We start from the raw sequence: 17376 nt of genomic DNA, 5'->3' as shown, positions 1-17376 counted from the left end.
ACTCAAGCCACCTTCCCGATGTACGCGCCGACTCCGCCGATGCTGTCGATCCACGCCTGGAGTTCCGCCATCCCGGTGTCGTGGTCCACCGGCGGCGGGGCCAGATCCCGGCAGGCGGCCGACGTGTCGTATGTGGCCGAGCGGGTCAGCAGTGCCAGCGAGTAGCGGGACAGCGGCGGCGACGACCGCCTGGCCAGCGGCGGCGCCTTCCACACCGTGTCCGCGGTGAACGCGAGCGCACGCAGCAGCCCGCGGGGTACCTTCCTCGTCGGCGGAGTGCCGCCGAACCGCCGCGCGAGCAGCGCGAGCATGCTCCACACCTCCACCGGTTCGCCGTCGGTGACGAAGTACGCCCGGCCGCCGACGCCGTCGGCCCGGGCCGCCCGCACCGAGGCGTCGGCCGCGTTGGCGCAGTAGCACAGCGAGGCGTACACTGGTCTGCCGCCCGACAGGTCGGGCAGACTGCCCGTCAGCATCTTCGCGATCAGCCGCGGCATGAAGCCGGAGTGGTCCCGCGGCCCCCACACGGCGCGCGGACGGAGCGCCACGGCGGTGAGGCCCGGGCCGTTCGCGGCCAGCACCCGGCGCTCCGCGGCTGCCTTGGTCGACGAGTAGAGGTTGAGATGGCGTGCCGGGTACGGCACGCTCTCGTCGATGCCGAGCCGGTCCCCGTCCCGCACCCCCATCAGCGCACTGGGACTGCTGATGAACACAAAGCGCCGCGCCCCGCCCGCCCGGGCCGCCGACAGCAGCCGCTCGGTGCCCGCGACGTTCTCGTCCCAGAACTGCGCGCGGGTGCCGCGGTCGGTGACGCGGGCCGCACTGTGGTGCACCACGTCCACGCCGTCGGCCGCCGCCCTCAGGGAGGCGGCGTCCCGCAGATCCCCGTACGCGAACTCCACGCCGGGCACGGTCCGCAGCCGGCTCAGATCGCTCTGCTCGCGCACCAGCACCCGCACCTCGTCGCCCGCCCGGACGCATGCGTCGACGATATGCCCGCCGAGGAACCCCGACGCGCCCGTCACCAGCGCCTTCATCCGGCCGCCTCCTGAGCCGCACGGCCCTGCCGACGCCACCAGGTCGCCCCGAACAGCATGGTCAGCGCCGCGGTCGCGCCGGGCCTGCGCCCCGTGGCGCGCTCCTGCTCGGCGCGGAGCGCGGCCGGTATCTGCAGCGCGTGCACCACGACGCTGAGGAAGGCGTCGGCCCACCACAGGGCGGTGAGCGCCGGATGCTCCCAGGGAAGCAGCGGCCACAGGACCAGATAGGCCCACCCGGCCAGCGGGACGGCGCGCAGCGCCAGGTCGGCGGCGGTCGGGCGGCCTTTGCCGGTGAGCCGTTCGTCCGCCCAGCCGGCCAGCAACTCCCGGCGGATCTTGGCGTTGTGGCGGACGTCCACGGGAAACCCCGGGTGCGGCAGGAAGTCCTGGACCGGCTTCGTGGCCGGGCTGCTCGCGCCCAGCGCGCGCAACTCCTCCTCGATCCGCGGCCAGTCGTCCCCGCCCGCGCCGGGCATCAGCTCCACGCACAGCACCGGCCGCTGCCCGCCCTGCGGGCCGACGCCCACCAGCGCGGTGCGCCGCACCCGCGGATGCGTGTTGAAGACGGCCTCGCAGCGCACGGTGTGCAGATCGCCGTCCGCGGTGCGGACGCGCTGGCTCTTGCGCCCGCAGAACCAGATCCGCCCCTCGCCGTCGACCCAGCCGAGATCGCCCGTGCGATGCCAGCGGACGCCGTGCACAGGGTCGTCGATCTTGTGCTCGGCGTCGGCCCGCGGCGAACGGAAGTAACGCGGGCTGACGGCCCGGCCGCTGACGGCGATCTCACCGATCTCCCCGGCGGCCACCGGCAGTTCGGGTGTCCAGTGGGGAATCGGAGCGTCACCGGCCTCGATGACGGCGACGGACAGGCCGGGGGCCGGGCGGCCCACACATACGCCCAGACCCGCCGCCGGGCCCTCGGCCGGCCCCGCCAGCGCCTCGCGGCTCTCGATCAGGGCGATCGGCAGCGCCTCGGTCGCCCCGTAGGTGCTGAACACCCGGGCGTCGTCCGGCAGTGCGGAGCGCAGCTCGCCCATCAGCGCACAGCTCACCGGAGCGCCGCCGGAGACCGCCAGGCGCAGCGACGGCAGCCGGACGCCGGTCTGCGCCAGATGCTCGGAGAGCGGCCCCAGCACGGCAGGGGAGGCGAACATGGCGTTGACGTCGAAACGCCGGATCGCGTCGGTCAGCACGGCGGGGTCGGCGGCGCCGACCCGCCCCATGTCCATGGCCGGCAGCACCGCAGTACGGCCCGCAGCGAGGTCGAACACGCCCATCAGCGGCAGCGTGACCAGGGTGCGGGTCAGCTCGGCGGTGAAGTGGGCGCGCTCGACGCCGTACGCCATGCCGCTCAGCATCCCGGCCGTGATCTCGACCGGCTTGGCGGGGCCGGTGCTGCCGGTGGTGTAGGCGATCAGCGCCGGCTCGTCGGGCCGCAGCCGGGCCGGGGGAGCGGGCGGCAGCCGGTCGCCCCGGGCGACCAGCTCGTTGAGTCCGTCGCGGCGGCCCACCGTCACCGTGCTGCGCACGGAGCGCAGGGCGCGCGGGCGGAGCCTGCGCACCGCATGCGCGGCCGGTACGCCGATGAACGCCTCGACGTCCACGCGGCGCAGGCAGTCGAGCATACGGCCGAGCCCCATGCCCGGATCGACGACCGCGGGAACCGCGCCGAGATGCAGCAGCGCGCACACCAGGGTGAGCAGATCGGCGCCGGGGGGCACCAGCAGGGCGGTGCGGGTGCCGCGGCCGATGCCGTGCCGGGTGAGTCCGGCGGCGCACGCGGAGACCCGCGCGGCGAACGCGGCGTAGTCGACCGAGGTGTAGCCGGGCCGTCCGTCGGGTGAGGAACGGCTGCCGTCCGGGTGGACGAGGGCGGTTCTGTGCGGCGTCCGGACGGCGTGCCAGGCGAGGAGTTCGGCCGGGGACGCGTCCTGGCGCAGCGGGGTCGTGGCGCCGGACGTCAGCATGCGGCGGTTCCCTCCCCGGTGCGGCGCAGCCGGTAGAGCGAGGCCGCCGAGGTGAGTCCCGCGCCGACGGCGAGGAAGAGGACGCGGTCGTGGCCGTCGAGCCTGCCGGTGTCCTGGGCCTGCCGCAGCCCGTAGGCGAGCGCCGAGGTGTGCGGGTCGCCGCGGACGCCCTCGACGGTGACCGCCGCGTCGGCGGGCAGCCCCAGCCGCTTGGCGAGCGAAGCCGCGAAGTCGGGCGACGGCTGGGAGGTGATCAGCAGGGTGCGGTCGAAGGCCGCGGGGGTCACTCCGGCGCGGTCCGTGCCGTACTCCGCCGCCAGGCAGTCGAGCGCGGTGTCGACGGCGAGGTCCAGCATCCTCTCCGGCGCGTCCGCGTCCCGGTCGACGGCGATGGCGCTGCGGCCCTGCGGCCCCGCCTCGGCAACCGGCAGATAGCCGTTGACGCCGTGCGGGCCGGGCAGCGCCCGGTGGTGCACCCGACCGAAGCCGAGGCCGTCGTCGCCGCGCTGAAGCAGCAGGGCGGCGCCGGCGGAGGCGTAGGGGAAGGCCGGGGAGCCGGCCCTGGCCGGGTCCATGGAGGGGTGGGTGTCGGCCGAGACGACGAGCACCCTCTCGGCGCTGCCCGTCGCCAGCAGGGCGTCCGCGGTCTGTACGGCGTTGAGCACCCCGCATGCGCCGTTCATCAGGTCGAACGAAAACGCCGTGCGGGCGCCGCCGGGTTCATGCGCGTAGTCGGGGTGGATGCCGATGCGCTTCTGGACCAGCGCGGCGACGGACGGCTCGGAGACATTGGAGTCCCGGTAGACGCCGACGTTGATCAGTACGTCGACGTCCGCGGGCGTGAGTCCGGCCCGTGTCAGGCAGTCGCCGCCGGCGCGCGCCGCGTATCCGATCGCGCTGCCGGTGTCGTCGGCGGGGCTCAGGGCGGTGGAGGAGATGACGACGCCCATGTCACACCTCCAGGGCGGAGACGGTCGTGGACAGGAAACCGGTCACCACGCCCGAGGCGGCGGGCACCAGCAGGATCTTGGACCCCTTGGGTATGCGGCGCTGCGCGAGTGCCTGGTGCAGCGCCAGGAAGTGGGAGGTGGTCGCCGTGTTGGCGAACTCCTCGACGACGGACAGGGACTGCGGCATCGGTGTGCCGAAGACCTTCTCGCCCACCGCGTTCATATAGTCGACGAACCGGCTGCCGACCTGGTGCTGGACGATGAAGTCGTACCCCTCGCCGGCGAACTCGCGGCCGTCGTCGGCCAGCCTGTCCCGCTGGAACGAGGGCCAGAGCAGCAGCCGGTCCTCGGCGTGCATCACGGTGTTGTCCGTGTACATCGCCAGCTCGCCGGTCCGGTCGCTGGGCATGCCCAGACAGAGCTCCGCGTACTCGGAGCAGGTCATCAGCTCGATGTCGTGGATGACGTCCGCGTCGTCGGCCGCGCGGTCGACGACCACGGCCGCGGCCGAGTCGCCGACGGTCAGCGAGGCGAACTGGGGGTCCCGGCTGTCCTCCATCTCCCGCGCGGCGGTGAAGGCGATCGGGGTGATGTGCTCTCCGCTGACCACCAGGCCGTTGCGCACCTGGCCGGCCCGGATCATCCGGTCCAGCAGGAGAACGCCGGTCATCATGCCGGCACAGGCGTTGGACACGTCGAAGCGGACGGCCCCGGCGGCGCCCAGCTCCATCGCGATGCGATGCGCGAACGACGGCTCGAACTGCTGGCGCCGTCCGTCCGTGGTGCGGCTGATGGAGCAGGAGATGACGACGTCGATCTCGCCGGCCGCGTACCGCGAGCGTTCCAGGCAGTCGCGCGCCGCGGAGACCGCCATCGTGAGGCAGTCCTCCGGAACACCGGTTTCCGCTGTGTCGTCCGCGACCCGGCGCTCCGCCGTCCCGGTAATTCTGCGGAGGTCAAACTCCGGTTTCTTCGCCATATGCGAGAGCAGTTCCGGAGTACTCATGACCCGTGAGGGGAGATATACCCCGAGGGCTTCTAATCGACTGTTGTACAAAAGCCTCTCCCGGTTTTGCGGTTTCTTCGACGCCTTGGAGCAAGGATGGTGATCATCCGTCAGGCGCATCCGTCCGATGACGTTAGCGCACGCTGCAAGTGCATCTCACGCTGCACCCCTGTGATGATCGCCACTGTTCGCTCATGCTGCATCGCCGTGTGTGATGACCGAAAAGCGGTGCTCGCACATGACGGGAGGATTTCGCTCCGGGTGCGGTGGACGGGGCCGCCGCCGGCAATGCGGAGCTCCAGGGCCGCACTGGTTCGCAAATCAACCTTCCGCGGTTTCGATTGTGCGCAACCCGCACCGCGCCCATGGCTGATTCGGACGCCCGGCATTCTTCCCGTATTTCCCGCTCCGGTCGGCCTGTGCGAGAGTTGCCCCGGGCGGTCGGCGACGGTCCGCGGCGGCGCTGCGAAGTCCTCGGCCATCGGCAGGCCGGCGTGCGGAGTCAACCCGGACAAGCCCGGCGCGGACACGCCCGGCGAACACGCCGGGCGGCTCACCGGCCGCTGACGGGGCATGGCGCGCGCGGCGGCCGGGCCCGCGTCATGATGGCCGGATGGACCCCCGCCCAACGGACGCCGCCCGGCAGCCCGCGCGTATCGCGGTCATCGGCGTCGGCAACGAGTTCCGGCGGGACGACGGCGTGGGATGGGCCGTGATCCGACGGCTGCGGGAGCGCGCGGCCCGGCGGCCCCTTCCGCCGGGCGTCGTGCTCAGGGCGTCCGACGGGGAGCCCGGCCGGCTCATCGGCCTGTGGGAGGCCACCGCCCTCGCCGTCGTCGTCGACGCCGTGCGCACACCGGGCGGCAGCCCGGGCCGGGTCCACCGGCTCGAGGCCGGTGACCCGGACCTCCGCGGGGCTCACTCCGCGACATCGCACGGACTGGGCCTGGGCGAGGCCGTCGAACTCGCCCGCACCCTCGGACGGCTGCCGCGCCGCCTGGTCCTGTACGCGGTCGAGGCCGCCGACACCTCGCTGGGCGCCGGCCTCACCCCGGCCCTGGAGGCCGCCGTCCCGTCACTGGCCGGGCGAGTCGAGGACGACGTCCGGTCCCACGCCGCCGCTCGCGCCCTCGCCGAGGCCTGCACGCCCTCGGCTCCGCCCGCGTTCGGGTGAACCGCCGGCCGCCGCCGGGGCGTCGGTCCCCGCCGCCGGGCGGCACTGCGTGGAGAGTGGCCGGGGCGGGGAGCGGACCGCCCGCACGCGGAGGTGAGATGCAATGGCCGACACCGGCCCCGGCGCGGCCGTGCTCGAGCGGCAAGGGATCGACGCGCTGGTGAGCGAACTGCAGGCCCGCGGGCACACCGTCATCGGGCCGACCGTACGCGACGGAGCGGTCGTCCTCGACGAACTCGACTCGGCAGCCCGGCTGCCGTACGGCTGGGGCGTGGAACACGAGGCCGGCCGCTACCGGCTGCGGCGCCGCGAGGACGGCGCGGCCTTCGCGCACAGCGCAGGACCGCAGTCCTGGAAGAAGTATCTGCATCCCGAGCGGGAACGTCAGTGGACCGCCGACCGCGACTGTGACGGCACGATGGCCGTCCGCGCGGACGAAGCCGAACCGGTGTCGTACGCCTTCCTCGGCGTCCACCCCTGCGACCTGCGCGCCATCGGAATCCAGGACCGCGTGCTGAGCGGCGGCCGCCACCCCGACGACGGCTACCGACGCCGCCGGGCCTCGGCGTTCCTCGTGGTCGCCGAGTGCGCGGAGCCCGGCGCGACCTGCTTCTGCGTGTCCATGGGCGCCGGGCCCGGAGTGTCCGGCGACGCCGGGTACGACCTGGCCCTGACCGAACTCGTGGACGACGGCCACCGCTTCCTGGTCCGCGCGGGCAGCGCGGCCGGGGCAGAGGTGCTCGCCGCCCTTCCGCGGCGCGCCGCCGACGACCGGACCCTGGGCGCCGCCCGCGACGTCGTGGAGCGGGCGGCCACCCGCATGGGACGCTCGATGCCGCCGGTCGACCTGCGGGTCCTGATGGCCGACAGCCTTGCGGCGGAACGCTGGAACGACGTGGCCTCCCGCTGTCTCACCTGCGGCAACTGCACGATGGTCTGTCCCACCTGCTTCTGCACAACCACGGAGGACGTCACCGACCTCACCGGGGACCACGCGGAGCGCTGGCGGCGCTGGGAGTCCTGCTTTGACCTCGACTTCTCGCTGCTCCACGGCGGCCCCGTGCGCGACTCGGGGCGCAGCCGCTACCGCCAGTGGCTCACCCACAAGGTAGGCACCTGGCACGACCAGTTCGGCAGTTCCGGATGCGTCGGCTGCGGACGCTGCATCGTCTGGTGCCCCGTCGGCATCGACATCACCGAGGAGGCCTGGGCGCTCGACCGCGAGCGGGCGGAGGGGCCCGGCCGCGACCGTCCCGGGAACACCGGACCGGCCGGAGGGACGGCCGGAGCGGAGGGCGCGCCATGACCGACGGTCCCGCGGCGGACTCAGGCGGCCTCTTCGCGGCGCTCCCCGGCCACGGCGCGGCCGCGCTGCGCGCCCTGAGCACCCATGTCTCCTTCCCCGAGGGGAGCCGCCTGTTCGAGGAGGGCGGCCCGGCGGACCGCTTCTGGGTCGTCACCGCGGGCACGGTCGCCCTCGACACCCACATCCCCGGACGTCCGCCGGCGGTCGTGGAGACCGTCGGCGCCGCGGACCTGGTGGGCTGGTCCTGGCTGGTGCCGCCGCACCAATGGCGACTGGGCGCGACGGCGGTCACAACGGTGAGCGCACGACAGTTCGACGCCGCCGAGGTGCTGGCGCTGTGCGCCCGGGACCCGGTGCTGGGCCAGGCCCTCAACCGGTATGTCGCCGGTGTCGTCGGCCGCCGTCTCGCATCCACCCGCACCCGGCTGCTGGACCTGTACGCGCCGGGCGCCGCCCGGGGAGAGCCGCACACCGGCGGGGGAGCGCGGTGAACGCCCACGCCGCCCGTCCGGCCGCCGGCTCGACCGTGCCGCTGCCGTACCGCGTGGTGGGAAACCGGCCGCAGACGCACGACACGAGCACGCTCGCGCTGGAACCGGCCGGCACGCCGCTCCCGCCCTTCGAGCCGGGGCAGTTCGCCATGCTGTACGCCTTCGGAGCCGGCGAGATCCCCCTCTCCGCGAGCGGCGTCGCCGGGCGCGGGGACCGGTTGGAGCACACCGTCCGGGCCGTCGGCGCGGTCTCCGCCGCCCTGCAATCCGCCGCGCCCGGCGCGCACATCGGGGTGCGCGGCCCGTTCGGCACCGCCTGGGGCCTCGACCGGGCGGCCGGGCACGACATCCTCGTCGTCGCCGGAGGCATCGGCCTCGCGCCGCTTCGGCCACTGGTCCGCGCCGTCCTGCGCGACCCCGGCCGCTATGGGCGGCTGAGCGTCCTGGTCGGCGCCCGCACCCCCGGCGACCTTCCCTTCCGCGACGACCTCGCCGACTGGGACGGAGCCCGCACAGCACATGTGGCGGTCGCCGTCGACCGGCCCGACACGCGGTGGAGAGGCGAGGTCGGCATCGTGACGGAGCTGTTGGACCGGGCGCCGTTCGCCCCCGCGCGGACGGCCGCGTTCCTGTGCGGCCCCGAGGTGATGATGCGGGCGGCCGCCCGCGACCTGCGCTGCCGCGGCGTCGCGGAGGAACGGATCGAGGTGTCCCTGGAGCGCAACATGCACTGCGGCACCGGCCACTGCGGACACTGCCAGCTGGGCCCGCTGCTGCTGTGCCGGGACGGGCCCGTCGTGGCGTACGAGACAGCCCGCCCGCTGCTGACCGTCAGGGAGCTGTGAGATGACCGCCGAGGTGCGCGCCGGGGCCCCCGCCCGGCCCAGGCTCGCCGTGTTCAAGTTCGCGTCCTGCGACGGCTGCCAGCTGACGCTGCTCGACTGCGAGGACGAACTGCTGGCGATCGCTGAGGCCATGGAGATCCGTCACTTCCTCGAAGCCTCCAGCGCCGTGCAGCCGGGCCCGTACGACCTCTCCCTCGTCGAGGGCTCCATCACCACGCCCGGCGACGCCGAGCGCATCCGCCGGGTGCGCCAGGAGTCCCGCCGCCTGGTCACCATCGGGGCCTGCGCGACCGCGGGCGGAGTCCAGGCCCTGCGCAACTTCGCCGACGTGGAGGAGTTCACCCGGACCGTCTACGCCACACCCGAGTACATCGACACCCTCGCCGCCTCCACCCCCGTCTCCGCGCATGTTCCCGTCGACTTCGAGCTCCGCGGCTGCCCCATCGACCGCGGCCGGCTCCTGGAGGTCATCACCGCCTTCCTCCACGGCCGCAGACCCGACGTCCCCGGACACAGCGTCTGCTTCGAGTGCAAGAGGCGCGGCACGCCCTGCGTCGTCGTCGCCCGGGGCGTCCCCTGCCTCGGCCCCGTCACCCATGCCGGCTGCGGGGCGCTCTGCCCCGCGTACGGGCGCGGCTGCTACGGCTGCTTCGGCCCCTCCCGCTCCGTCAATCTGCCCGGGTACATCCCCGTCCTGCGCCGCGACGGCATGGACGACCGGGACGTCGAGCGGTTCCTGCGCACGTACAACGCCGCCGCCTTCGAGGACCCCGCGGTACGGGAGTCGCGGCCGTGACCGCCGGCGAGACCCGCACCCTGCGCGTCGGCGCGCTCACCCGCGTGGAGGGCGAGGGCGCGCTGCACCTGCGGATCGACGGCGACACCGTGACCGAGGCCCGGCTGGAGATCTACGAGCCGCCCCGCTTCTTCGAGGCGTTCCTGCGCGGACGCGGCCACACCGAACCCCCGGACATCACCTCCCGCGTGTGCGGCATCTGCCCGGTCGCGTACCAGATGAGCGCCTGCCGCGCCGTCGAGGACGCCTGCGGCGTCACGGTCGGCGGACAGCTGGCCGCCCTGCGCCGGCTCCTCTACTGCGGTGAGTGGATCGAGAGCCAGGTGCTGCACATCTGCCTGCTGCACGCCCCCGACTTCCTCGGCTGCCGCGACGCGACGGAACTGGCGCGCGCCCACCGGCCGCACATCGAGCGCGGACTGCGCCTCAAGCAGGCAGGCAACGCCGTCATGGAACTCCTCGGCGGGCGTGCCGTCCACCCGGTCAACGTCCGCCTCGGCGGCTTCCACCGGGTCCCGGGCCGGACGGAGCTCCACCCGCTGAGGGAGCGGCTGCTCCGGGCGCGCGAAGACGCCTGGGAGACCGTCCTCTGGGTGTCCTCCTTCGACTTCCCGGACGCCGAGACCGAGGCCGATCTGCTCGCTCTCGCCGAGCCGGGCCGCTACGCCGTCGAGTCCGGCACGCCCACCGTCCTGCCGTACGGGGCCGCCGCACCGTCCCACGCCTTCGCGGTGCGGGACTTCACCCGGCACGTCGCCGAGGAGCAGGTGCCGCACTCGACCGCGCTGCACTCCCGGCTGGACGGCCGACGCCATCTCACGGGCCCGCTGGCCCGCTACGCCGTCAGCGGGCGTCTGCTGTCCCCGCTCGCCCGGGAGGCGGCCCGCGCCGCCGGCCTGCCCGCGCCCGGCGACGGCGGACAGGTCTGCCGCAACCCGTTCCGCAGCATCGTGGTCCGGGCCGTCGAAGCGCTCTACGCCGTCGACGAGGCCGTCCGCCTGATCGACGCCTATGAGCCGCCGGCACGCCCGCACGTCGAGGTCCCGGCCCGGCCGGGCACCGGACACGGGGCCACCGAAGCGCCCCGCGGCATCCTCTACCACCGCTACACGCTGGCCGCGGACGGCGCCGTGACCGACGCCCGGCTCATCCCGCCGACCGCCCAGAACCAGGGCGCCATCGAGGACGACCTCCGCCGGCTCGTCCAGCGGACGATCCGCCCGGACGGCCTGCCCGACGACGCGGAGCTCATCCGCCTGTGCGAGCGCGCCGTCCGCAACCACGACCCGTGCATCTCCTGCTCCGCCCACTTCCTGCGGCTGAGCGTCGAACGCGGCTGAAACCGCCCGGACCGCCGGACAACGCCCGGCTCAGACGCGGCACAGAGCGCCGATGCCGTGGGCGGGGGCGCCGTCGGCGTCCGGGCGCAGCACCCGCACATCCGATCCGGAGAGCAAGGCGGTGCGGATCGCGACGTCGGACAGCGGGGCGCGGGCCATCGGGGCCCCGTTCACCGAGGGGGCGGGGCGGCGCTCCGACACCTCGCCCGGAGCAGCGCCGAACCACGCGGTACGCCGGTCGCCGGGGTCGTCGACGACCACGAGCGTCTCCACCCGGCCGTCGGCGAGCGCCCGCAGTGTCGGGTGCACGCCCTCGACGGCCCGGCCGCCGGGGCCCCGCTCCTCGGCGAAGCGCCGCAGCAGGCCGCTGGTCAGCTCCTCCCCGGCGCGCCGCGTCTCCTCCTCGACCTGTTCGCTGCGGACGCGGTCGGAGCCGTCCGGGGCCCGCCCGCCGCTGACCCTGCGCAGGGAGACCTGCTGCCGCACCCGCTCGGGCAGGTGCTTGGTGAGGTACTGCACGGCGCGGACGTCCCCGGCGAGCAGCACGAGCCGGGCGGAGACCCGGGAGACGACGCCGGTGAGGGTCTCGGCCACGCGCACGGCGTTGTGCTCCCAGGAGTCCTCGGCCCGCCGCTGGAAGCGGCCCTGGGACATGCCGCCGGGCGCGTTCCGCTCGATCTCGTCGTCGGGGCCGGTCACGGTGCGCCGTATCGGCTCCGTCCCGCCCAGCGGGTACGCCTCCAGGTCCGCGCCGGTGCGGTCGACCACGGCGAGCACATGCGCGGGGTGGTCCTGCCGCCAGGTGAGCAGGGGCTGCAGATGGGGAAGGGGGCCGTACGCGGCGAAGTCGGCGTCGGCCGTTGCGCCGCGGTGGCCCGCGGGCAGCACGGCGGCGTAACGGACCTCCCCGCCGGCGGCGAAGGCGACGAGCGTCCCGGAACCGGGCAGCTCCGCGTCCACCCGCCGTGCCAGCGCCTCGACGGCGCCGGCGTCGGCGCCCTCGTCGGCCAGCTGCCGGGCGAGGCGCTGCCAGCGCAGCCGGGCGTCCTCCACCTGCTGGGGGCGGGGTTCGAGCCGGAGATAGACCGAGCACACGGGGCCCGGCCCGCCGAGCAGGCTCTGCAGGACCTTGTCCCTGATCGATGTCGTGGTTCCCATGTCGGCTCCTGATGTGGGCCGAGCCCCGGCCGCCGCCGCTCCACGAGGGGTGTCAGGCGGCCGCGGGCCCGTCTGCGGCAGGGGTGATGAGGCCGTAGTGGCCGTCGTAGCGGTGGTACAGGACGGCGCCGCGGCCGGTGGCCGCGTCGGCGAAGAACACGAACGGCCACCCGGTGACCTCCAGGCGCTGCCTGGCCTCGGCGACGCTCATACGGGGAGCGGGGGCCGGGCTGACGGTCAGCGGAACGGCGACCGGGCCGATCCGCTCGGGCCGCGGGGCGACCTGGGCCAGCCGGCATCCGGTGGGGCCCGAGCGGTACAGGACGCTGTCCTCACCCGAGCCGGCGTCGGTGAACAGATGGAAGTCGTAGTCCAGCCGGTCCATCTCGTCCGCCGCCTCGTCGGGCGACTCGAAGGCGAGGGCGAACGACTTGTGCCGGACGACCTCCCGCTCCGCGGCGGGACGCGGGAAGTAGTCGGGGCGGTGGGCGGGCTCGTCCCCGTGCCGCCAGGTGCGGGCGTCGCCGGGCGGCCGGGTCCGGCCGCGCCGTGCCTCCCAGTGCTCGGCCATCCGGGCCAGTACGGCCGTGAGCCGGTCCTGCAGCAGGTCGGCCGCTTCCGTGGCGCTGCCGCCCGCCACATGCGCCCGGGCGGGCTTGCCGTTGACGTCCAGGTTCGCCTGGGCGATCACCGGCCGGTCCATCGCGGGGTTCGCCCGGCGGGTGACCCTCACCCGGGCGAAGAGCACGGGCTTCGGGGCCCGGTCGAGCACGGCGCGGACCTTGTCCCGGGCGTACGCGATCTCCCCGGAGGACACCCGCCCTCGCTTCTCCACCTGCACATCCGTGATCTGCGGTGACGCCGTGTGCTTCATGACGACCTCCACACCACAGTCTTCCGCTGCTCCGCGCCCGGCGCTGGGGCCGAATGGGCTATGTCTCATCCGGCGCGCCGCTCTGGCGTGCACGCGGCTCGGCGGCTTACGCTCGCCCGCCACGGGCGGCTCCGACCGGCGTCGCCCACGACGAAGCGTGGTTTCTCATGGCAGAGCATGTACACGTCCGCGTCCGCCGGGGCGTGGCCGTGACGGATGACGGCGCACTGGTGGAGCGGTACGCCTGCCGTTGCGGCGAGTCCTGGACGAAGACCTACCAGGTCGAGGGCCCCGCGCCGGAGTGACGCCGGGCCCGTCCGCCCTCAGCGGTGGACGGGCGCCGCCTTGCCCGGCCCGGCGCCGCCGCTCCTGGGCCGAGAGGCGGAAGCGGAAGAGGAGCCGGGGCGGACCGCGGTCTCACGGGAACGCGGCGTGGATCTCCTGCGCGGTGACAGCACTCGTCGGCCACGGAGCGGTCCCCGGCCGTCCGCGGGTACGGCCGGGGATCCGGGGTCCCCGCCGGGGCGGCCGCGGCAGCAGGGGCCGGCGGCCTCCCGCGCGGGGAGAGCAGCCCGGTCCCCGGCTCTGCCGGGGGACGCGGCGGCGCGGTGCGGCCGTCACCCCTGTCCGGTCCCGGCCGCCAGGTAGCCGGCGCAGCCCGACAGGGTGCCGAGGGCGGGGTAGTCCTCCTCCGGCAGGGCCAGACCGGTGCGTTCCCCCAGCGCCGAAACGAAGGCGAGGAAGTCCAGCGAGTCCATGTCCAGCACCTCCCGGAAGGGCGCGTCCGGCGGAACCGCGTCGAAGTCGGCGTCCGGGACGATCCGGCGGATCTCGTCCTTCACGATCTCCAGGGCTTCGTCGCGGGTCACAGGTCCTCCGGTCGTTGCAGCAGACGGTCCAGGGCGGTGAGGAAGCGGGCGCCCGTCGCCCCGTCGCTCGCCCGGTGGTCGGCGGAGAGCGTCGCGGTCACGGCGGGGCGCACCGCGAGCATGCCGTCCACGGCGACAGGACGCTCGCCGACCCGGCCCAGGCCGACGAGCGCCACCTGCGGCGGGTAGATCACGCCGAAGACCGCCTCCACACCCTGGTCGCCCAGGTTGGTCACGGTGAGGGTCGGGTCGGCCGTCTCCGACGCCCGCAGGCGGCCGCTCCTGGCGCGCGCCACCAGGTCCTTGAGCGCGGCCATCAGCTCGGGGACGGACATCGCGTCGGCGTCCTGGAGGGCCGGCGCCGTCAGCCCGCCGCCGCGCAGCGACACCGCCACGCCCAGGCGGACCGTCTCCCCGGGCACGAATCCGTCGTCCCGCCAGTATCCGTTGAGTTCGGGCGCCTGCCGTGCCGCCAGCGCGACGGCCTTGAGGGTCAGCGCCGCGGGGATCAGCCGTTCCGCCACCGGGCGGGAGCGGTTCCGCTCCCGCATCCAGGAGACGGCCGCCTCCATGTCGATGGTCGTCGACAGGTAGTAGTGGGGGATCTCGCGTTTGGAGCGGGCCATGAGTCCCGCGATCGCCCGACGTGCCGCCGCCGCGCGGTCTCCGGGAGGCGCCGCGACGGGGCCGGACGGCTTCCCCGCGCGCGAGGTGTCCGGGACGGCGGGGGCGGCCGCGCGCTCCGGCGCGGCTGCTTCCGCTTCCCCCGGCGCTGCTGCCCGAGCCGCTGCTCGCACGTCGTCGGCCCGGACCGCGGCGCCGCTGCCCGTGCCCCGGACAGCGGTCAGATCGACCCCGAGGATGCCGGCGAGGCGGCGCGCCAGCGGGGACGCCCGCACCCGCTCCGGAGGGCGCGCGGCCGCGGCCCGCTCCACGTCGGACCGGGTGATCCGGCCGCCGGGGCCGGTGCCCCGCACCGCCGCCAGATCGACGCCCTTGTCCTCGGCGAGGTGCCGCACCAGAGGCGTCGACACGCCGGGCTCGGCGGGCTCGGCGGGCTCGGCCACGCGCCGGGTAGCCGGCTCGGGAGCGGCAGGAGCGGCAGGAGCGGCAGGAGCGGCGGGCTCGGTACGGGGCACGGCGGCGGGAAGGGCGGGTCCGGCAGTCGGTTCGGGAACGGCACGAGCGGCGGGTTCGGCAGGAGCCGGCGCCGCCGGGCGGATCACCGCGAGCGGCGTGCCGACCGGAACCGCGGCGCCGGGCTCCACGAGCAGCGCGTCGACGGTCCCGGTCTCAAAGCACTCCACCTCGATGGCCGACTTGGCGGTCTCCACGACCGCGACGACGTCCCCTCTGCCGACCTGGTCGCCCGGCCGCACGAGCCACTCCACAAGGACGCCCTCGTCCATGTCGGCGCCCAGGGACGGCATGGTGAACTCCGCCATGTCAGCTCACCGTCCGGCGCGCGGCGGCCACGATGTCGCCGACCTGGGGAAGCGCCGCCTGCTCCAACTGCCGGGCGTACGGGATGGGCACCTCCGCGCTGCACACGCGCTCGACCGGCGCGTCGAGTTCGTAGAACACCTGCTCCGCGATGCGCGCGGAGACCTCGGCGGCGAGGCTCCCGCTGCGCCATGCCTCGTCCACCACCACCGCACGGTGGGTCCGGGCGACGGACGCGAGGACCGTGGCCTCGTCGAGGGGCCGCAGCGAGCGCAGATCCACCACTTCGGCGCTGACGCCCTCCGCGGCGAGCGCGTCGCCCGCCGCCAGCGCCTTGGGCAGCGAGCCGCCGTAGGTGATCAGCGACACGTCCGTGCCCGGCCGCCGCACCGCCGCGTGGTCCAGGTCCACGGAGCGGACGTCGGGGTCCGGCTCACCGGCCGAGTTGTAGAGGCTGCCGTGCTCGAACACCAGCACGGGGTCCGGGTCCGCCAGGGCGGACGCCAGCATATGGCGGGCGTCGTCGAGGGTCGCCGGGGCCACCACGCGGATGCCGGGGATGTGGGCGTACCAGCCCTCCAGACTGTGCGAGTGCTGTGCCGCCAGCTGGCGGCCCGCACCGGTGGTCATCCTGATCACAAGAGGCACGTTCAGCTGACCGCCCGACATATGCAGCAGCGTCGCGGCGTTGTTGAGGATCTGGTCCAGCGCCAGCAGGCTGAAGTTGACGGTCATGATCTCCACCACGGGCCGCAGCCCGGAGAGCGCGGCGCCGATGCCCGCGCCGACGAACGCCGACTCGGACAGCGGCGTGTCCCGGATCCGCTCGGGTCCGAACTCCTCCAGCAGACCCAGGCTGACCCCGAAACAGCCGCCGTATCTGCCGACGTCCTCACCCATGAGGAAGACCCGCCCGTCGGTGCGCAGGGCCTCGCGCAGGGCCTCGCGCAACGCCTCCCGGTAGGTCGTCTTCTCTGCTCTCCGGGCCGGTCCGGAGACGGACTCGGCGTTCATGACACTCCCTCACCGGCACTCGTGACAAAGCGCATCAGGTTCTCCACCGGCTCCTCCGGCGCGCTCTCCGCGGCGCGCACGGCCCGGTCGACCTCCTCCGCGACATCGCGTTCGAGCCGTTCCAGGGCTCGGTCGTCCAACTGCCCCTCCGCCTGCAGCCGTCCGGCGAGACCGGTCAGCGGATCCCTGGTCTTCCACTGCTCGATCTCCTCCTTGCTGCGGTAGCGGTCGGGGTCGTACATCGAGTGGGCGCGGAAACGGTAGGTGCGGGCTTCCAGGAAATGCGGGCCGTTGCCCGAGCGGATGGACGCGACCGCCCGGCGTGCGGAGTCCTCTACGGCGAGCACGTCCATGCCGTCGACCGCCCACGCGGGCATCCCGTAGGACGCCGCACGCATCGCCAGATCGGTCTGGGCGTGCTCCCGCGTGAGTGCCGTGCCCATCGCGTACAGGTTGTTCTCGCACACCAGCAGCAGCGGAAGCCCCCACAGCGCCGCCAGGTTCGCCGTCTCATGGAACTCGCCCTCCGCGAAGGCGCCGTCACCGAAGAAGCAGCACGTCACTCGCTCCTCGCCGCGCATACGGCTCGCCAGTGCGAGACCTGCCGCGAGGGGCAGTCCGCCGCCGACGATCGCGTTGCCGCCGTAGAACCGCCGCTCGAGGTCGAACAGATGCATGGACCCGCCGCGTCCCCGGCTGCTGCCGGTCGCCTTGCCGTACATCTCCGCCATGACGGCGTCGGCCGGCATGCCGCGCGCCAGGGCGTGCCCGTGTTCGCGGTACGTGGACACCATCGCGTCCCCCGAGTCGAGGGCCTGGCCCACGCCCACCGCGACGGCCTCCTCGCCGATGTAGAGATGGACGAAGCCGCGGATCGTCGCGGCGCTGTACAACTCGACGCAGCGTTCCTCGAAGCGGCGGATGAGCAGCATCTGCCGCAGCAGCTGACGTCGGTGGGCCGCGTGCTCGTCGGCGGCGCTCGGCCGTCCTGCGGCGCGGGCCTTCGCCCTGCCCTTGCGCTGCTCCGCGCGCGGGCGCCGCGAACCGGTCGCAGCGGTCTGGCGGCTGTTCCTCATCGTCTTCCCTCCGCGCGGCGCCGGGGG

The 17376-nt window shown here is 74.4% G+C and carries 17 protein-coding genes; 7 read left to right on the top strand and 10 right to left on the bottom strand.

Annotated features, from left to right (window positions below; translation table 11 throughout):
* Positions 1-2: 2 nt before the first annotated feature.
* Genes QCN29_RS03760 through QCN29_RS03745 form a run of 4 tightly spaced genes read right to left on the bottom strand, consistent with a single transcriptional unit; the run spans position 3 to position 4963 of the window.
* Positions 3-1037 (bottom strand): NAD-dependent epimerase/dehydratase family protein, encoded by a 1035-nt coding sequence (locus tag QCN29_RS03760; RefSeq protein WP_279926228.1) that lies wholly within the window; start codon positions 1035-1037, stop codon positions 3-5.
* On the bottom strand, positions 1034-3007 hold the full coding sequence (locus tag QCN29_RS03755) for a fatty acid CoA ligase family protein (RefSeq protein WP_279926227.1): 1974 nt from the start codon (positions 3005-3007) through the stop codon (positions 1034-1036). Before QCN29_RS03755 ends, QCN29_RS03760 begins: the two co-directional genes overlap by 4 nt.
* Positions 3001-3957, bottom strand: a complete 957-nt coding sequence (locus tag QCN29_RS03750) for a 3-oxoacyl-ACP synthase III family protein (protein WP_279926226.1) — start codon at positions 3955-3957, stop codon at positions 3001-3003. Before QCN29_RS03750 ends, QCN29_RS03755 begins: the two co-directional genes overlap by 7 nt.
* Position 3958: 1 nt before the next feature.
* Positions 3959-4963 (bottom strand): 3-oxoacyl-ACP synthase III family protein, encoded by a 1005-nt coding sequence (locus tag QCN29_RS03745; RefSeq protein WP_279926225.1) that lies wholly within the window; start codon positions 4961-4963, stop codon positions 3959-3961.
* A 613-nt stretch (positions 4964-5576) separates the two neighbouring features.
* On the opposite strand from QCN29_RS03745, the gene QCN29_RS03740 reads away from it, so the two are divergent.
* The 6 genes from QCN29_RS03740 (at position 5577) to QCN29_RS03715 (ending at position 10915) form a co-directional block, all read left to right on the top strand.
* The gene (locus QCN29_RS03740) at positions 5577-6137 is read left to right on the top strand and encodes a hydrogenase maturation protease (protein ID WP_279926224.1); all 561 of its coding nucleotides are present in this window, start codon (positions 5577-5579) and stop codon (positions 6135-6137) included.
* Between the two features lie 103 nt (positions 6138-6240).
* Positions 6241-7443 carry a 4Fe-4S dicluster domain-containing protein gene (locus QCN29_RS03735; RefSeq protein WP_279926223.1) on the top strand — a complete coding sequence of 401 codons (1203 nt, stop codon included), beginning with the start codon at positions 6241-6243 and terminating at the stop codon, positions 7441-7443.
* Entirely contained in the window at positions 7440-7934 is a 495-nt protein-coding gene (locus tag QCN29_RS03730) for a Crp/Fnr family transcriptional regulator (RefSeq protein WP_279926222.1), read from the top strand. Before QCN29_RS03735 ends, QCN29_RS03730 begins: the two co-directional genes overlap by 4 nt.
* Positions 7931-8779 carry an FAD/NAD(P)-binding protein gene (locus tag QCN29_RS03725; RefSeq protein WP_279926221.1) on the top strand — a complete coding sequence of 283 codons (849 nt, stop codon included), beginning with the start codon at positions 7931-7933 and terminating at the stop codon, positions 8777-8779. Before QCN29_RS03730 ends, QCN29_RS03725 begins: the two co-directional genes overlap by 4 nt.
* A 1-nt stretch (position 8780) precedes the next feature.
* Positions 8781-9575: an NADH-quinone oxidoreductase subunit B family protein gene (locus tag QCN29_RS03720; protein WP_279926220.1), complete on the top strand. Its 795-nt coding sequence runs from the start codon at positions 8781-8783 to the stop codon at positions 9573-9575.
* Complete coding sequence (locus QCN29_RS03715; protein ID WP_279926219.1) at positions 9572-10915, top strand: Ni/Fe hydrogenase subunit alpha; 1344 nt, start codon at positions 9572-9574, stop codon at positions 10913-10915. The genes QCN29_RS03720 and QCN29_RS03715 overlap by 4 nt, the downstream gene beginning before the upstream one ends.
* 30 nt (positions 10916-10945) lie before the next feature.
* Here QCN29_RS03715 and QCN29_RS03710 read toward each other — a convergent pair whose 3' ends face one another.
* A complete protein-coding gene (locus QCN29_RS03710; protein ID WP_279926218.1) occupies positions 10946-12073 on the bottom strand; it encodes a baeRF2 domain-containing protein in 1128 nt (375 codons plus the stop codon).
* Between the two features lie 52 nt (positions 12074-12125).
* On the bottom strand, positions 12126-12947 hold the full coding sequence (locus QCN29_RS03705) for a sigma 54 modulation/S30EA ribosomal C-terminal domain-containing protein (protein WP_279926217.1): 822 nt from the start codon (positions 12945-12947) through the stop codon (positions 12126-12128).
* A 167-nt stretch (positions 12948-13114) separates the two neighbouring features.
* Here QCN29_RS03705 and QCN29_RS03700 point away from each other — a divergent pair, with 167 nt between their 5' ends.
* Positions 13115-13252 carry a hypothetical protein gene (locus tag QCN29_RS03700; protein WP_279926216.1) on the top strand — a complete coding sequence of 46 codons (138 nt, stop codon included), beginning with the start codon at positions 13115-13117 and terminating at the stop codon, positions 13250-13252.
* Between the two features lie 312 nt (positions 13253-13564).
* Here QCN29_RS03700 and QCN29_RS03695 read toward each other — a convergent pair whose 3' ends face one another.
* Genes QCN29_RS03695 through pdhA form a run of 4 tightly spaced genes read right to left on the bottom strand, consistent with a single transcriptional unit; the run spans position 13565 to position 17349 of the window.
* A complete protein-coding gene (locus tag QCN29_RS03695) occupies positions 13565-13816 on the bottom strand; it encodes an acyl carrier protein (RefSeq protein WP_279926215.1) in 252 nt (83 codons plus the stop codon).
* A complete protein-coding gene (locus QCN29_RS03690; RefSeq protein WP_279926214.1) occupies positions 13813-15261 on the bottom strand; it encodes a dihydrolipoamide acetyltransferase family protein in 1449 nt (482 codons plus the stop codon). Before QCN29_RS03690 ends, QCN29_RS03695 begins: the two co-directional genes overlap by 4 nt.
* A 1-nt stretch (position 15262) precedes the next feature.
* Positions 15263-16273 carry an alpha-ketoacid dehydrogenase subunit beta gene (locus QCN29_RS03685; protein ID WP_279926213.1) on the bottom strand — a complete coding sequence of 337 codons (1011 nt, stop codon included), beginning with the start codon at positions 16271-16273 and terminating at the stop codon, positions 15263-15265.
* The gene (pdhA, locus tag QCN29_RS03680) at positions 16270-17349 is read right to left on the bottom strand and encodes a pyruvate dehydrogenase (acetyl-transferring) E1 component subunit alpha (RefSeq protein WP_279926212.1); all 1080 of its coding nucleotides are present in this window, start codon (positions 17347-17349) and stop codon (positions 16270-16272) included. Before pdhA ends, QCN29_RS03685 begins: the two co-directional genes overlap by 4 nt.
* Positions 17350-17376 lie beyond the last annotated feature (27 nt).

The organism is Streptomyces chengmaiensis (genome assembly GCF_029846775.1).
GTDB classification, from domain to species: domain Bacteria; phylum Actinomycetota; class Actinomycetes; order Streptomycetales; family Streptomycetaceae; genus Streptomyces; species Streptomyces chengmaiensis.
This window is presented reverse-complemented; position numbering and strand designations above follow the sequence as displayed.

Coding starts and splice junctions, on each gene's coding strand:
- QCN29_RS03760 (WP_279926228.1), bottom strand. CDS start 1,037: ATGAAGGCGCTGGTGACGGGCGCGTCGGGGTTCCTCGGCGGGCATATC.
- QCN29_RS03755 (WP_279926227.1), bottom strand. CDS start 3,007: ATGCTGACGTCCGGCGCCACGACCCCGCTGCGCCAGGACGCGTCCCCG.
- QCN29_RS03750 (WP_279926226.1), bottom strand. CDS start 3,957: ATGGGCGTCGTCATCTCCTCCACCGCCCTGAGCCCCGCCGACGACACC.
- QCN29_RS03745 (WP_279926225.1), bottom strand. CDS start 4,963: ATGAGTACTCCGGAACTGCTCTCGCATATGGCGAAGAAACCGGAGTTT.
- QCN29_RS03740 (WP_279926224.1), top strand. CDS start 5,577: ATGGACCCCCGCCCAACGGACGCCGCCCGGCAGCCCGCGCGTATCGCG.
- QCN29_RS03735 (WP_279926223.1), top strand. CDS start 6,241: ATGGCCGACACCGGCCCCGGCGCGGCCGTGCTCGAGCGGCAAGGGATC.
- QCN29_RS03730 (WP_279926222.1), top strand. CDS start 7,440: ATGACCGACGGTCCCGCGGCGGACTCAGGCGGCCTCTTCGCGGCGCTC.
- QCN29_RS03720 (WP_279926220.1), top strand. CDS start 8,781: ATGACCGCCGAGGTGCGCGCCGGGGCCCCCGCCCGGCCCAGGCTCGCC.
- QCN29_RS03710 (WP_279926218.1), bottom strand. CDS start 12,073: ATGGGAACCACGACATCGATCAGGGACAAGGTCCTGCAGAGCCTGCTC.
- QCN29_RS03705 (WP_279926217.1), bottom strand. CDS start 12,947: ATGAAGCACACGGCGTCACCGCAGATCACGGATGTGCAGGTGGAGAAG.
- QCN29_RS03700 (WP_279926216.1), top strand. CDS start 13,115: ATGGCAGAGCATGTACACGTCCGCGTCCGCCGGGGCGTGGCCGTGACG.
- QCN29_RS03690 (WP_279926214.1), bottom strand. CDS start 15,261: ATGGCGGAGTTCACCATGCCGTCCCTGGGCGCCGACATGGACGAGGGC.
- QCN29_RS03685 (WP_279926213.1), bottom strand. CDS start 16,273: ATGAACGCCGAGTCCGTCTCCGGACCGGCCCGGAGAGCAGAGAAGACG.
- pdhA (WP_279926212.1), bottom strand. CDS start 17,349: ATGAGGAACAGCCGCCAGACCGCTGCGACCGGTTCGCGGCGCCCGCGC.